Origin of the sequence: Pseudomonas sp. BP11-1-1 (genome assembly GCF_052112105.1) — a bacterium.
GTDB lineage: Bacteria > Pseudomonadota > Gammaproteobacteria > Pseudomonadales > Pseudomonadaceae > Aquipseudomonas > Aquipseudomonas alvandae.
Window position 1 is genome coordinate 398456 of record NZ_JAUTYU010000003.1, and the last position, 15497, is coordinate 413952.

Genomic DNA, 15497 nt, shown 5'->3' on the forward strand with positions numbered 1-15497 from the left:
CGATTGTCATACAAAAGTCATTAATGACAATGATTCTCTATTGCGGTTGTTACTCGTTTGTATTAGTTTGTGCTCTCGAAAAAAACACGCTCATCGGAATGGCGAGGGATCACAGATGGAAACGGGTTTGGCGCGTGCACAGGTTCAATCCATGGAAGGCGTACCGGGTGACGAACTGACCTTGCCGTTCATTTTCCAGGCGCCAGGCGCGGGGGCTGTCTGGCAGGATAGCCGGGCGCAGATCCTGCACGCGGTTGAGGCCGAGTTGCCGCTTGCGGGCGGCATTCTGTTTCGTGGTTTTGCGTTCAAGGGCGAAGCGGATTTTGAAGAGTTCGCCCGCAGTTTCGGTCACGAACTGCTGACCTACGACTACGCCTCGACGCCGCGCACCAAACTCAACAACCGGGTCTACACCTCCACCGAATACCCCGCCCACCAGGTCATCCCGCTGCACAACGAGCAGTCCTACTCGCTCAACTGGCCAATGAAAATCTGGTTCCATTGCGTGCAGGCGTCTCCGGTGGGCGGCGAAACCCCTATCGCCGACAGCCGCAAGGTCTACCAGCAACTCGACCCCGTAGTCCGCCAGCGCTTTGCCGAGAAGCGCCTGATGTACGTGCGCAACTATGGCAATGGCCTCGACTTGCCCTGGCAACAGGCGTTCAGTACTGAAGATCGCGCCCAAGTCGAGCATTTCTGCCGCGCCAACCAGATCCAGTTCCAATGGAAGGATGACGGTGAGCTGTCCACACGCCAAGTCTGCCAGGCCGTGGCCCAGCACCCGGTGACCGGGGAGTGGGTGTGGTTCAACCAGGCGCATCTGTTCCATATCTCCAATCTCGCCGCGCCCGTGCGCGAGACGCTGATTTCCATTGTCGGCGAGGAGGGCGTGCCGCGTAACGTGTTCTACGGCGATGGCTCGCCTATCGAGCTCGAAGCCCTGGAGCATGTCCGTGCGGTATTGCAGCGCTGCCAGGTGAGCTTCCCCTGGCAGGCGGGTGACGTGCTGATGCTCGACAACATGCTGGTGGCCCACGGCCGCTCGACATTCCAGGGCGCGCGCAAGGTCGTGGTCGCCATGGCCGAGCCTGCTTCCGCGGGTTGAGCCCGACGCTCTTGCATTAAGCCGCCGCATTGGGCGGCTTATTCCAAACAAGCAAAATGAAGGACATCAAATGCTCGATCGCCTGATGCATCGCTGCTGGCTGCGTGGAATTCGCCTGTCGGAAGCCGAAGGCCAACTGGTTGTCACGCCCGGATCAACCAAGGCGCTGGATGATGAATTGGCTCGCGAACTGACGGCGCGCAGCGCCGAGGTGCTGCAATGGCTGGCCTTGCACCCCGATTATTTTGCGGCGCGCCCGTTGACGGATAACGAGCAGGCGCTCTGGTTTCTCCAGCGCCTGGAGCCGGACAGCTGCGCCTATAACATCGCCTACGCCGGACGCATCAAGGCGCAGTTCGTCACCGAAGATTTGCCCCAGCGCCTGCAAGACGCCTGGGAAACGGTGCAGCGGCGCTACCCGATGCTGTGCACCGCCTATGCCGAGCGCAATGGTGACCTGTTGCAGTGGAGCCATCGTGAGCACGTCCGGCCGCTGGAGCGCGTGGCGTTGCAGGCGGCCGATGCCCAGGCATTGCAGCAGCACATCACCGAGTGGGCCGATAAGCCGTTCAACCTGGAGGCCGGCGACGTCAGTCGGGTCGTCCTGTTGAGCAATGGCCAGGCCGGTCATGTCGAGCACAGTGTGCTGCTGGTGATTCATCACATCGCCGCCGACCTGGCCACGTTCTACATCGTGCTCAACGAATTGTTCGCATTGATCAATGAGCAAGCGCTGCCCGCTGTGAATCCGGGCGCGTATCGCGACTATTGCAGCGACCTGCATGTGCGCAGCGAAGCCGCCGAACCGGTGGAGTTGGCGTGGTGGCAAGCGCAATTGGCCGATGCCCCGGCACTGGAATTGCCGACCGATTTTCACTACGGCAGCAACCAGGCGTTCCAGGGCGGAGAGTTGTCGGTTCGTTTCGATCCGGCCACTGCGGCGCGGATTCGTGCCGTGGCCCGCCAATGGGGTGTGACGCCTTATATCTGCTGGTTCTCGTTATTCCAGCAGTTCCTCGGCGTGCTGTCCGGGCAGGATGATTTTGTCCTGGGCACGCCCAGCGGCTGGCGCTTGCGCCGCGAGCACGTCAACCTCCCGGGGTATCTGGTCAACCCGTTGCCGATCCGTTGCCGCTTGCAACGCGAGCTGTCCAGCGGCGATTGGGCCAGGCAGGTGGACGCCACCGTCAAGCAGGCCTTGCAGCACCGCCACTATCCGTTCTCGCGCCTGGTCAAACAGCTGGACCTGCCACGGCAGATGGGCAGGGCGCCGCTGTTCCAGCACATGTTCACCCTCAACAAGGAGCGCATCGCGCCGTTCGAGCAGTATGTCGACCGCCTGCTGTCGGAGCAGCGCGGCGCGGCCCATGAGCTGAACATGGTGGTGATCGACGAGGAGGAGGGCTTCCTTTGCCGGTGGCGCTATAGCAAGGCGCTGTATCGCCGTGAAACGGTCGCGCGCTATTGCGATCAATTCGTTGCCCTGGTCCACGCGGTCATCGAACAGCCGGGCGTACCGTTTGCCCAGCTCGACTGGTTGGCACCGGCGCAGCAGTCGCTCCTCAGCGGCGAGGACATGTCGGTCCCGGTCAGCAACGCCTGGCAGGCATTTACCCAGCAGTGCGCCCACAAGCCGGCGTCGATTGCCCTGCAAGACGAGCAAGGTACGCTCAGCTATGCCGAACTCGGCCAGGCGGTGGCGGCCCGTGGCGAGCGCTTGCAGGCAAGCGCGAACCTGGAGGGCGCGCGCATCGCCCTGTGCCTGCCCCGCAGCCGCGAACTGGTGATGCACATGCTCGCGGCCTGGCAGTGCGGCGCCACCTACCTGGCCCTCGATCCGCAATGGCCGCAGTCGCGTTTGCAGGACATCTGCCAGGACGCTGCGCCCAAGGTCTGGGTCGGCGAGGGCCTGCGACCGGAATGGCTGCCGGAAGCGGTGCGATGGCTGTCGTTGCCCAGTGCCGGGTTGTCGAATGGATCGCCGTTGCGCGCATCCCTGGCTGCGGACCTTCCAGCCTACGTCGTCTACACCTCCGGCTCCACCGGCAGGCCGAAAGGCGTGGCGGTCAGCCAGGGCAACCTGATCCATTACGTGACGGGCTGCCTCGAACGCCTCGCCCTGCCAGCCGATGCCAGCCTGGCGAGCCTGGCCAGTTGCGCCACCGACTTGGGGCACACGGCCTTGTTCGGTGCATTGCTCAGCGGCCGTCGCCTGCGACTGTTGGCCGAGGAACTGGCGTTCGACGCCGAGGAGCTGGCGGCCGTGCTTGAGCGCGAGCCCGTGGACCTGCTGAAAATCGTGCCTTCACACCTCAACGCCTTGCTGGTCGCCAACGATCCGCAACGCTTGCTGCCGCGCCAATGCCTGGTAACCGGTGGCGAAGCCTTGGGCCATGAACTGGTCTCGCGCTTGCGGGCATTGAAGCCGGACCTGCGTATCGTCAACCACTACGGACCCAGTGAAACCACCGTCGGGGTGTTGACCCATGAGGTCGATATCGATGGCGCGGCACCGCTGGGTCGACCGCTGCCCAATGTCCAGGTCAGCGTGCGTTCGCCCGACGGCCGTCTGTTGCCGATCGGTGTCAGCGGCGAGCTCTGCGTGCAGGGCAAGACCGTTGCGCTGGGTTATCTCAGCGCCAGCGACGCCGATCGCACCCGCTTCGGAGCCCATGGCTATCGCACCGGCGACCGGGTGCGGCTCAATCATCTGGGGCAGGTGGAGTTTCTCGGCCGGCTCGATGAGCAGGTCAAGATTCGTGGCTACCGGGTAGAGCCGGCGGAAGTCGCGGCACGGCTGAGGGCGATGCCGCACGTCAGCGATGTACAAGTGCTGAACAGCCCGTCGCCGTTGACGGGCAACCGCCTGGTGGCGTTCCTGGTCGCACCGTCGAGCGCGTTGCCGGATATTCAAGCCGCCCTGCAAGCGCAACTGCCGGACTACATGCAGCCGGCCCAGTGGCATTGCCTCGATGGGTTTGCCTTGTTGCCCAACGGCAAGGTGGATCGCAAGGCATTGCTGCAGTTGGCCGAGCAAGCGCCGGCCACCGCGCAGGAAGTGTCTCCAATCGTGGAGCCTCTGGACGCGGTCGAAAGCGCGTTGCTCGGCATCTGGCGCGGGCTGCTCGGCAATCCTGACCTGGGGCCCGATGACAACTTCTTTGCCTTGGGCGGCGACTCGATCCTCGGCCTGCAGATCATCGCGTTGGCGCGCCAGCAACATATCCTGATGACGCCCAAGCAACTGTTCGCCGAACAGACCGTACGCGCCTTGGCCCGAGTGGTGCAAACGCCACAGCGCAGCCTTGAACAGCGTCTGCTCGACATCGCTCGCGAGATCCTCAATAACCCCGACCTGCGGGTCGATGACAACTTCTTCAGTGTCGGTGGCGACTCGATCCTGAGTTTGCAGATCATCGCCCGGGCCAAGCAGCAGGGGCTGCAACTCAAGCCCAAGCAGATTTTCGAGTTCCCCACCGTGCGCGGTTGGGCCGAGCAGGTGGTTGATCTTGGCGCGGTGAAGGCGGGCGCTACGCCAGCCGTGCTTGAACCTGCCACCGCATTTGCCCTGACGCCGATCCAGCAATGGTTCTTCGCCCAGGAGCAAACCGAATCCGGGCACTGGAACCAATCCTTGCTGCTGGCGTTGAACGCGCCATTGGAAAAGCCGCGATTTATCCAGGCCGTGGGCGCGTTGCTGCAGCGTCACGCGAGCTTGCGCCTGGTCTTCGAAACCTCGCCGCAAGGCTGGCAGCAACGCTACCAGGCCTTTTCCCCGAGCCTGCTCGACGGGTTATTCCAGGTCGAGGACCAACCGCTGGACGACGCGCTGTTGCAGCGTTGGCAACAAGGCTTCGAGCTGGGCAAGGCGCCATTGATTCGCTGGGTGTATTTCTCCCAGAGCCATGCATTGTTGTGCACGGCGCATCACCTGCTTGTCGATGCCGTGTCCTGGCAGGTGCTGCTGGAAGAACTGGAAAGTCTCTACCTGCAACCAAGCGTGGCGTTGCCTGGTGTTTCGGCGGGTTTCCATGTGTGGAGCGAGGCCTTGCAGCAACATCGCCTGGAGCCCGCCGTCCTGGCCCAGGTCAGCTATTGGCATGAGCAGTTGGCCGCCGAACATAACGTTTCTCAACAGCTCAATGCATACGGCGAAAGCCGGACACTGGACATGCAACTGTCGGTGGAGCAAACGCAATTACTGCTCGGCGATTGCCACGCGGCCTACGGCACCCAGGTGCAGGATCTGCTGGTGGCCGCATTGGCCGGTGTCATCGGCCAATGGCAGGGCCGCGAGCGCGTCACCCTTGAGCTGGAAAGCCACGGCCGCAGCGGCTGGGAGCAAGGCCCCGAGCTGTCGCGCTCGATCGGTTGGCACACCAGCCGCTACCCGCTGGCGGTCGAAACTTCGTGGGACCTGGAGTCGTCGATCATCGCGGCCAAGGAAGCCCTGCGCCGCGTCCCCGAACAAGGCATCGGCTACGGCCTGTTGCGCCAGGATCCGGCCCACGGCCTGGGTGCCGCCTCGCTGCTGACCTTCAACTACCTGGGGCGGGTCGACCAATGGATCGGCGCATCGAGCCTCTGGCGTCTCGCGCGGCCGATGTGCCCCGGCATGCGCGCCGAGAGCACCCACCGCATGCACTGGCTGGATGTGACGGCGCTGGTCAACGAAGGCCAGCTACATGTCGAGTGGCGCTACGCACCGCAGGTCCACGACCCGGTGTTGGTGAACGAACTGGCGCGTCAGTTCCAGCAGCGGATCAGCGCCTTGCTGGAGCACTGCCAGGCCCCCTCGGTGGGCCGCGCCACGGCTTCGGATTTCGCCGACTCAGGCCTGTCCGACGATGAATTCCTGGGGCTGCTCGAACAACTCGAGCAATGAGCCCCCGCGTCCCAAACATTACAGGTTCGGATACCGTCAGCATGAACGACAAGGTCAAGGCTCTTTCGCGCAACATCGAAGCGATCTACCCGCTGGCTCCCATGCAGCAAGGATTGCTGTTCCACAGCTTGATGCACCCTGGCAAGGGCATGTATCTGCTGCAATATCGCCATGTCATGGTCATGCCGGACCTCGATCTCGCGGCCTTCCGCCAGGCCTGGGCGCAGGTGGTGGAGCGCCATGAACTGCTGCGCACCTCCTTCGTCTGGAAGCAGCAGAAGCGCCCGATGCAGGTGGTGCATAAGCAGGTCGAACTGCCGATCACCTACGAGGATTGGTCGCTCCTGAGCGAAGGCGAGCAGCAGGACCGCCTCGAGCAATTGCTCGGCGAAGAACGCGCCGAAGGGCTGGATTTCACCAAGGCGCCACTGATGCGCGTCCGGTTGTACAAGCTGGCGCCCGACACCTACCAGTTCGTGCGCAGCTACCACCACATCCTCATGGATGCGTGGTGCTTCTCGATCATCATGATGGACTTCCTCAACGGCTATCGCGCCGCCCGGGAAGGACGTCGACTGAACTTGCCGACACCGCGCCCGTATCGCGACTTCATTCGCTGGCTGGAAACCCAGAAACCGGAAGATCACCAAGCTTTCTGGCAACAGCGCTTGGCGGGCTTCGACACGCCCAACGAGTTTGGCTTCGGTCACGTCGGCCGTGTCCAAGGCGCTGCCGAACCGGTCGAGGACTGTGTCGAATTCCTGGAGCCCGGGCAGACCCAGGCATTGCAGAACGTCGCGGCCCGGCATGGCCTGACCCTCAACACCCTGGTGCAAGGCGCCTGGGCTTTGTTGCTGGCGCGCTACAGCGGCGATCGCGACTTGGTGTTCGGCATTACGGTTGCCGGCCGTCCGGTGCACCTGCAAGGCATGGAAAGCATCGTCGGCCTGTTCATCAACAGCTTGCCGCTGCGCTGGAGTTGTGGCCCGGAGGATGGGCTTGGCCCGTGGCTGAAAGCCTTGCAGACCGAGAACCTGAGCCTGCGCGAGCACGAGAGTGTTTCCCTGGCGGACATCCAGCGCTGGAGCGACGTGCAGCGCCAGGACCTGTTCCAGAGCCTGTTCGTGTTCGAGAATGCGCCCATTGCCGCCGACCTGCGCCAGGGGCAGTTGGACTACCTGATCAGTGACATGGCCAACCGCACCCACACCAACTACCCGATCACGGTGGTGATCGTGCCGGGCGAGCGCCTGCACCTGCAGTTGACCTATCAAACCGACTGGTTCCTGCGCGAAGAAGTCCAGCAGATGCTGCGGCATTTCCGCACCTTGTTGTTGAACATGGGCGAAGCCCTCGACGCAAACGCCGGCACGCCGTTGCATCAACTGGCGATGCTCGATGCAAGTGAAATCACCCACCAGCACAAGGTTTGGGCCGGTGGCGGGCTGGAACCCGACGAGCAACTGCTGCAACCGCTGTACGTCGAGCGTTTCCAGGAACAGGTTCGCCAGACCCCAGAGCGCGTCGCCATGGTCCATGGTGAGCAAAGCCTGACGTTCGATCAGTTGAACCGCGCCGCCAACCGATTGGCCCGGCACTTGCGCGCCCAAGGTGTGGGCAGTGACGACTTGATCGCGGTGTTCGACGAGCGGGGCCTGGACCTGGTGGTGATGATTGTCGCCACGCTCAAGGCCGGTGCCGGTTGGCTGCCGCTCGATCCGCGCAACCCGGCCCAGCGCCTGGCCCAGGTGCTGCGCCAGAGCCGCACACCGTTGCTGATTCATAGCGCAGGGCAGGGCGAGCTGGCGATGCAGGCCCTCGACCTGCTCGACCAGCGCCCCAAGGCCGTACGCTACGACCCTTCGGTACTGGGCAGCTACAGCGACGATGACCTGAACATCGCCGTGCACGACACATCGTTGGCCTATTGCATCTTCACCTCCGGCTCCACCGGCACGCCGAAGGGCGCGATGGTGGCGCAGGCGGGCATGCTCAATAACATTCTCGGCAAGTTGCCGGGGCTGGGGCTCGATGCGAACGACGTGATCGCCCAGACTGCGCCGCAGTGCTTCGACATTTCAGTCTGGCAGACCCTCGCCGGGCTGGTGCTCGGGGCCCGCACCGTGATCCTTGGCGATTGCGTCGTGCAGGATCCCGAGGCACTGGCCTCGGCCATCGGACGCCACGGCATCAGCATCCTCGAAGCGGTGCCGTCCCTGATGCAAAGTCTGTTGGACGCCGGCTTGGAAACGTCCCCCCTGCGCTGGGTGCTCGCCACGGGCGAGGCCTTGCCGCCAGCCTTGGCGCGTCGTTGGTTCGAGCGCTACCCGGCGATCCCGCTGATGAACGCCTACGGGCCGGCGGAATGCTCCGATGACGTAGCGTTTCATCCGCTGCTCGAGCGCTTGCCGGAACAACGCATCAACGTGCCGATCGGCCGTGCCACGCTGAACAATCGCTTGTACCTGCTCAATGCTGATTTGCAGCCGATACCGGTGGGCGCGGTCGGGGAGATCTTCGTCGCCGGCGTCGGCGTCGGGCGCGGCTACATGGCCGACCCGGCGCGTACGGCGGCAGTCTTCCTGCCGGATCCGATCGCCAACGACGGTTCGCGCCTGTACCGCACCGGTGACCTGGCGCGCTTCCTGCCCAACGGCGACCTGGAATACGTCGGACGCACCGACCACCAAGTCAAGATTCGCGGCCATCGCATCGAGCTGGACGAGATCGAGGCTTGCCTGACCCGTTACCCCGGCGTGCGCGAAGCCGTGGTCGTGGCCCGTGACGACCAGCAGCGCGCCAAGGTGCTGGTGGCTTACGTCGTGGCCGATGACGCCAGCAGTATCGAGGCGTTGCGCGAGCATGTGCTGGGCAATCTCCCGGCCTACATGATCCCGAGCGCATTCGTGTTCCTGGAGCGTTTCCCGCTCAACGGCAACGGCAAGATCGACCGCAAGTCGTTGCCCGCGCCGGATTTTGCCGCGCAAAGCCAGGCCCGCTATGTGGCGCCGAGCAGCGAGCTGCAAGGCCAGTTGGTCGAAGCCTGGCAAAGCGTGCTCGGCCTGGGACAGGTGGGTGTCGAGGACAACTTCTTCGAGCTGGGCGGCCATTCGCTGCTGGCGACCCAGTTGATCGGCCTGATCGGCAAGCTCAGCGGCAAGGACCTGCCGTTGCGCGTGGTCTTCGAGCGTCCGACCATCACCGCCATGGCCGATTGGCTGGAGAACCAGGCCGGCGCGGTAAAGCCGTCGCCGACGTTGCTGCCGCGTCCGGAAACGCTGCCGCTCTCGTTTGCCCAGCAACGGTTGTGGTTCTTGCAACAACTCGACCCCGACAGCCCGGCGTACAACCTGGCCGGCGCCGTGCGCCTGACCGGCGAGCTGCACGTCGCTGACCTGCACGCGGCCTTGCAAGCGATCCTCGACCAGCACGAGGTGCTGCGCACCGGGTTCATCGGCGCGGCTCAAGGGCCGAGCCAGGTTGTCCTGGCGCACAGCGAGATTGAGTTGCCGGTCATCGATGTGGCGAGCGAAGACGCGCTGCACGAACGACTGCGCCGCGACGCCATGACGCCGTTCGCCCTCGACGCGGCGCCGCTGCTGCGCGCCAGGCTGTATCGCCTGGCGCCGGAGACGTTCGTCTTGTCGTTGAATTGCCACCACATCGTTGCCGATGGCTGGTCCCTGCAACTGATCATCGACGGGCTCTGCGAGCAGTACCGCAATCGTCGCAAGGGCGTCGCGATCCCACGGCCCGCCCCGGCAATGCAATACGCCGACTACGCCGTGTGGCAGCGCCAATGGATGGGCAGCAAGGCGTGTGAGCAAGAGCTGGCCTACTGGCGCGAGCAACTGGCCGGCGAGCTGCCGGTGCTCGACCTGGCCGCCGATTTTCCTCGTCCCGCCCAGGCCAGCCAGGCTGGTGGACGCGTCGAGTGTCGCTTGTCCGAGGACTTGGCGGCACGGCTCAGGACCTTCAGCGCGTGTCATGGCTGGAGCAACTTCATTCCGATGATGACCGCTTTCCAATTGTTATTGCGCAGTCGCAGCGGCGAAGACGACATCCTCGTCGGTGTACCGGCGGCCAACCGGCACCATGCGGCGCTGCAACCGCTGGTGGGTTGCTTCGTCAACACCTTGGTGTACCGCAAGAGAATCTCTGGCGAGCGCAGCCCGCTGCAACTGATGAACGAGTTGCAGGCCTTGTCGGTGTCGGTCCAGTCCCACCAGGACTTGCCGTTCGACTACTTGATCGAACAACTGGGCGTGGTCCGGCAGGTGAGCTACAACCCGCTGTTCCAAGTGATGTTCAACTACTTCCCGGGCAACGCCCTGGAGCGTTTCGAACTCACCGACGTCATCGCCGAACCGCTGGACAACCGCCCCGACAGCGCCTTGTGCGACCTGCACCTGGACGTGCGCGACAGCGAGCATGGCATCAGCCTCAGCTTGCAATACAGCAGCGATCTGTTCCGCGAGCAGACCGTGCAAGGCATGGCCGAGCAATACCTGGCCTTGCTCGATGCGCTGATCGAGCAAGCTGCCGAGCCGCTGGGTGAACTGGCATGGCAGCCCGCCGAACGGGCGCTGGCGCGGATCGATGGCCGCGCGGTGGCCGGTCAACGGGACATCCTCGAAGCGTTCGCGCTTCAGGTTGCCCACCAGCCGGAGGCGATTGCCGTCGTGGCCGGCAATCAACAACTGACTTACGCCGAGCTGGACCAGGCCGCCGAGGCGCTCGCGGCGACGTTGCAAGCCCATGGCGTCGGTGTCGAAGACCGCGTGGCGTTGAGCCTGCCCCGCGACGCACGCCTGCCTATGGCCATGCTGGCGGTGCTCAAGGCCGGTGCGGCGTATGTGCCGCTGGCCGAAGACACGCCGCCGGAGCGTGGCCGTCACATTCTCGAAGCGGCGCAGCCCACGTTATGCCTGGGCACCACCGCGAGCCTCGGCGTGTTGGCGCAGTGGAACACCGGGCTGCCGTTGCTGGACATCGACGCCAGCGGCTCGGCCCTCCCGTGCAAGCCTGTGGCCTGCATCGCCGGTCAACTCGCCTACGTGCTGTACACCTCGGGTTCCACCGGCCGGCCCAAAGGCGTGGCGATCAGCCGTGGCAACCTGATGAACCTGATGCTGGCCGTCGATCAGGTCTTGCCGATGACGCCCCGCGACCGGGTCCTGGCCCTGACCACCGCGACGTTCGACATTGCCATCGTCGAGTTGCTCCTGCCCTTGGCCCATGGCGCCAGCATCCTCCTGGCCGATCGGGAGCAGGCGCGGGATCCGCAAGCGATCGATCAATTGTTGCTGACCGGACAACCCACCGTCATGCAGGCCACGCCGGCCACTTGGCGGATGTTGGTGGCGCACACCTCGCGCAGTTGGCAGGGCGTGCGAGCCGTCTCCGGTGGCGAAGCCCTGCCGTGCGCGCTGGCCGAAGCCATCGAGGGCAGGGGCGCCAAGGTCATCAACGGCTACGGGCCGACGGAAGCGACCGTCTACAGCACCTTCGAAGTGCGCAGTGGCAACGAAAGCGCGGTCGAGGTGCCGATCGGGCAACCGGTGGCCAATACCTCCGCCTACGTGCTCGACGCCGACCTGCAACCGGTCGCCGCCGGCGTGCCCGGTGAGCTGTACCTGGCCGGGGCCAACCTGGGTCGCGGCTATTTCGCTGCCGCGCGCCTGACCGCCGCGGCGTTCCTGCCGGATCCGTTCGTGGCCGGCGCGCGCATGTACCGTACCGGTGACCGGGTGCGCCGCAATAGCGATGGCAGCCTGGATTACCTCGGGCGCCTGGACTTCCAGGTCAAGCTGCGGGGTTTCCGTATCGAGCTGGGTGAGATCGAAGCGCTGTTGTCCCGCGTCCCCGGGGTTCGCGAGGCGGCCGTGGTGCTGCTCGGCAGCGGGGAATCGGCGCGGTTGGTGGGTTACTACGCTGGCGATGCGCTGGACGAAACGACGCTGCGCGCCAGCCTCGGCGCACAGTTGCCGGACTACATGCTGCCCAGCCAATTCGTTCGCCTCGACACCCTGCCGTTGAGCCCCAGCGGCAAGGTCGACCGCAAGGCTCTGCCAGCACCGCAGCAGCGTGACGGCCAGCAGGGCGCATTGTCGAGCGAGTGGGAGCAGACCTTGGCTGGCCTCTGGCAAGAGCTGCTGGGATGCACCGACGTTGGCGCGGACGATAATTTCTTTGCCCTGGGCGGGCACTCGCTGTTGGCGGCGCGGCTGGTGGCACGAATCGCCGAACAGCATGGTCGGCGCCTGCCGTTGCGCAGCGTGTTCGAACAACCGGTGCTGCGCGACCTCGCCGCGACATTGGCCGAGGCCAGCACCGAGGCCGACGGCATTCTGCGTCCGTTCGAAGCCCCCCTCGCACCGTTGCATTTCACTCAGCAACGCTTGTGGTTCCTCGACCGTTTGCAGGGCGATACCCAGGCCTATCACCTGTCCCTGGCCTTGCGCCTGGACGGCCTCCTGCAACCCGCATTGCTGGAACAGGCGCTGGCGCACCTGGTGATTCGCCAACACAGCCTGCGGACGGTGTTCAGCGACACCGCCGAGGGCGCACGCCAGCATGTCGAAGACCTCGGCGCGATGCCGCTGAGCTTCGAACCGCTGGAAAACGACGAATATTCCAGCGGCTTCGCCCAGAAGCTCAGCCAGGAGGCGCAGCGTCCGTTCGACCTCACCGCGCCGCCGCTGTGGCGGGTGCGGGTGTACCAAGGCCCGGGCCGAAGCGTGCTGCAAGTGACCTTGCACCACATCATTGCCGATGCGCGCTCATTGGAAATCCTCTTCGCCGAACTGCAACACATCTACCAAGCCTTGCTGGAAGGACGCGACGCTTGCCTGCCAGCCTTGCCGCTGCAGTTTTTCGACATCGCGGCCAGTTGGCAAAGCCCCGCGGGGCAGGCGCGGATCGAATCGCAGCTTGACTACTGGCGCCGTACCTTGGCGGGCGAGCCGCCGGTGCTGAACCTGCCGACCGACATGCCGCGGCCCGCCGAGCAGGGCTACAAGGGCCAGCGCCTGCGCTTCAACCTGCCGGCGAGCCTGGTCAAGCGCCTGCGCGAGACGGCGCAGCGCCACGGCCTGACCGCTTTCGCACCGTTGCTGGCCGCCTGGAAAACCTTGTTGGCCAGACACTCGGGCCAACGGGACATCTGGATCGGCCTGCCGGTCGCCCATCGACATCAGGCCCACACCGACAACCTGATCGGCTATTTCGCCACCACCCAGGTCCTGCGCAGCCACCTCGATCCCCGGCAATCGGTCGAGCAGTTCTGGCAGCAATTGCAAGCCACGCACCTGGCGGCGCAACAGCATGCCGACGTGCCGTTCGAACGCTTGGTGGAAGCTCTGCAAGTGCGCCGCGATCTCAGCCACACGCCGCTGTTCCAGGCGTTGTTCAACCTGATCCAGCGCGACGCCAACGCAACGCTCGAGCAGCATTTCGCCGGCTTGCCGGCACAGCGGCTCAACGTTGAAAGCGACAGTGCCCTGGTGGACATCGGCCTGCACATCGAGCAGCAGGGCGAGGACTGGCAATGCGTGCTGGAATACAACACCGACCTGTTCCTGGCACACACCGCACAACGTTATGCCGATGAGTTCCGCTGCCTGCTCGAAGGCATGTTGCAACAACCGGATGCGCGTCTCTGGGACATCGACCTGGCCAACGCCGATCATGCCTTGGCCCAGCGCCCATGGAATCGACCTGCGCAATCCTTGGCGCCGGTGATGGACGTCATCGCCCGTTTTGAACAGCAGGTCGTCCTGTCGCCCGAGGCGCTGGCGGTGGATTGCCAGGACCAGCAACTGAGCTACGCGCAACTCAACGCCATCAGCAATCGCCTGGCCCATTGGCTGCGTGCGCAAGGTGTCGGCACCGATGACCTGGTTGCCGTCTGCCTGAGTCGTGGCCCATGGCTGCTGCCAACCCTGCTGGCGATCCACAAGGCCGGCGCGGCGTACCTGCCACTGGATCCGCAGCACCCGAGCGAGCGGCTGGGCTTCATCATCGGGCATGCGCGTCCGGCCCTGGTGCTCAGCGAAAGCCTGTGCGCCGAGGCTTTAGGCGACGTCGATCACGTCCTGCTCGACCGGTTGCCGCTGGACACCCGCAGCGACGCCAACCTCGCGTTGCCGATCGATGCGCAGCAGCGCGCCTATGTGATCTACACCTCGGGCTCGACCGGCACACCGAAAGGCGTGCAGGTCAGCCGGGGCAACCTGAGCAACTTGCTGGCCGGCCTCGATCGCTTGCTGCCGCTCGGCGCCGAGGATGTCTGGCTCGCCAGCACCACGTACGCTTTCGATATGTGCAAGCCGGAGCTGTTCCTGCCGCTGGTCAACGGCGCGGCTATCCTGCTGGCGCGCCGCGAGCAGGTGGTTGATGGACATCAATTGTTCGGGCTGCTGCGCCGGGCCACGGTATTCCAGGCCACACCCGCGGGTTGGCAGATACTGCTGGAAACCGGCCAGGTCGATTGGCCGCCGCTGCGTGGCCTGATCGGTGGCGAGGCGGTGCCCGGTGAGCTGGTGAATGAACTGCGCAGCCGTGGCGTGGCGCTGATCAACGCCTACGGCCCGACGGAAACCACCGTCTGGTCGACCACCCAGGCATTGCAGGACGTGCCGTCCGGCGTCGCCGACATCGGCATGCCTCTGCTCAATACCCTCTGCTACGTGCTCGACGACATGCTCCGCCCGGTGCCGCTGGGGGCGACGGGCGAGCTGTATATCGCCGGCTCCGGCGTCACCCGGGGTTACCAGCACGCGCCGGCCACCACGGCGGCGGCGTATTTGCCCGACCCCTATGCCGGCGAAGCGGGTAGCCGCATGTACCGCACCGGCGACTTGGTACGCCGCCGCAACGACGGGCGGCTGGCTTATGTCGGTCGCGGTGATTTCCAGGTCAAGGTGCGCGGTTTCCGCATCGAGCCCGGTGAAATCGAATCGCTGCTGCGCCGTTACCCCGGCGTGGAGGAGGCGGTGGTGATGATCGACTCGCGCAGTCAGAGTCTGTTTGCCTGGTTGCAGGCACCGAACCCGGTCGATCAGGCGGCGCTGCGTCGGTATCTGGAAGGCGTGTTGCCGGGCTACATGATTCCGGCTGGCTTCATCGAACAGCCGCGCCTGGCCCTTAACGCCAACGGCAAGATCGATCGCAAGGCCTTGCCGGCACCGCAGCCGGTGGCGATCCAGGGTGTAGCGCCGCGCAGCGAGCTGGAGCAGCAATTGGCGGACATCTGGCAGGAGCTGCTGGCGTTGCCGCAGGTCGGGGTGTTCAACAGCTTCTTCGAGCTGGGCGGTCATTCGTTGTTGGCCATGCGCTTGATGACGCAAGTCGAGAGCCGTTTCGGCGTCAAGCTCGAACTGCGCAGCCTGTTCCAGAACCCGACGATCGCCGCGCTCGCCGAACAGATAGAAAAACCCCAGGGGCCGTCGACCGACGAAGCCCTGGACGAAATGCAGCGCCTGTTGGCCGAGATGGAAATGTGAG

The 15497-nt window shown here is 64.7% G+C and carries 3 protein-coding genes; all 3 read left to right on the forward strand.

Annotated elements, in window-relative coordinates:
* Nucleotides 1-151 precede the first annotated feature (151 nt).
* Nucleotides 152-1105, forward strand: coding sequence for a TauD/TfdA family dioxygenase (locus Q7C33_RS08520; RefSeq protein WP_407683197.1), 954 nt, complete (start codon nucleotides 152-154; stop codon nucleotides 1103-1105).
* Between the two features lie 70 nt (nucleotides 1106-1175).
* A complete protein-coding gene (locus Q7C33_RS08525; RefSeq protein ID WP_407683198.1) occupies nucleotides 1176-5990 on the forward strand; it encodes a non-ribosomal peptide synthetase in 4815 nt (1604 codons plus the stop codon).
* 41 nt (nucleotides 5991-6031) lie between these two features.
* A complete protein-coding gene (locus tag Q7C33_RS08530; protein ID WP_407683199.1) occupies nucleotides 6032-15496 on the forward strand; it encodes an amino acid adenylation domain-containing protein in 9465 nt (3154 codons plus the stop codon).
* Nucleotide 15497 lies beyond the last annotated feature (1 nt).

What these genes read in the sequence shown, in the direction of transcription:
- Q7C33_RS08520 (WP_407683197.1), top strand. Translation starts at nt 152, where the DNA reads ATGGAAGGCGTACCGGGTGACGAACTGACCTTGCCGTTCATTTTCCAG.
- Q7C33_RS08525 (WP_407683198.1), top strand. Translation starts at nt 1,176, where the DNA reads ATGCTCGATCGCCTGATGCATCGCTGCTGGCTGCGTGGAATTCGCCTG.
- Q7C33_RS08530 (WP_407683199.1), top strand. Translation starts at nt 6,032, where the DNA reads ATGAACGACAAGGTCAAGGCTCTTTCGCGCAACATCGAAGCGATCTAC.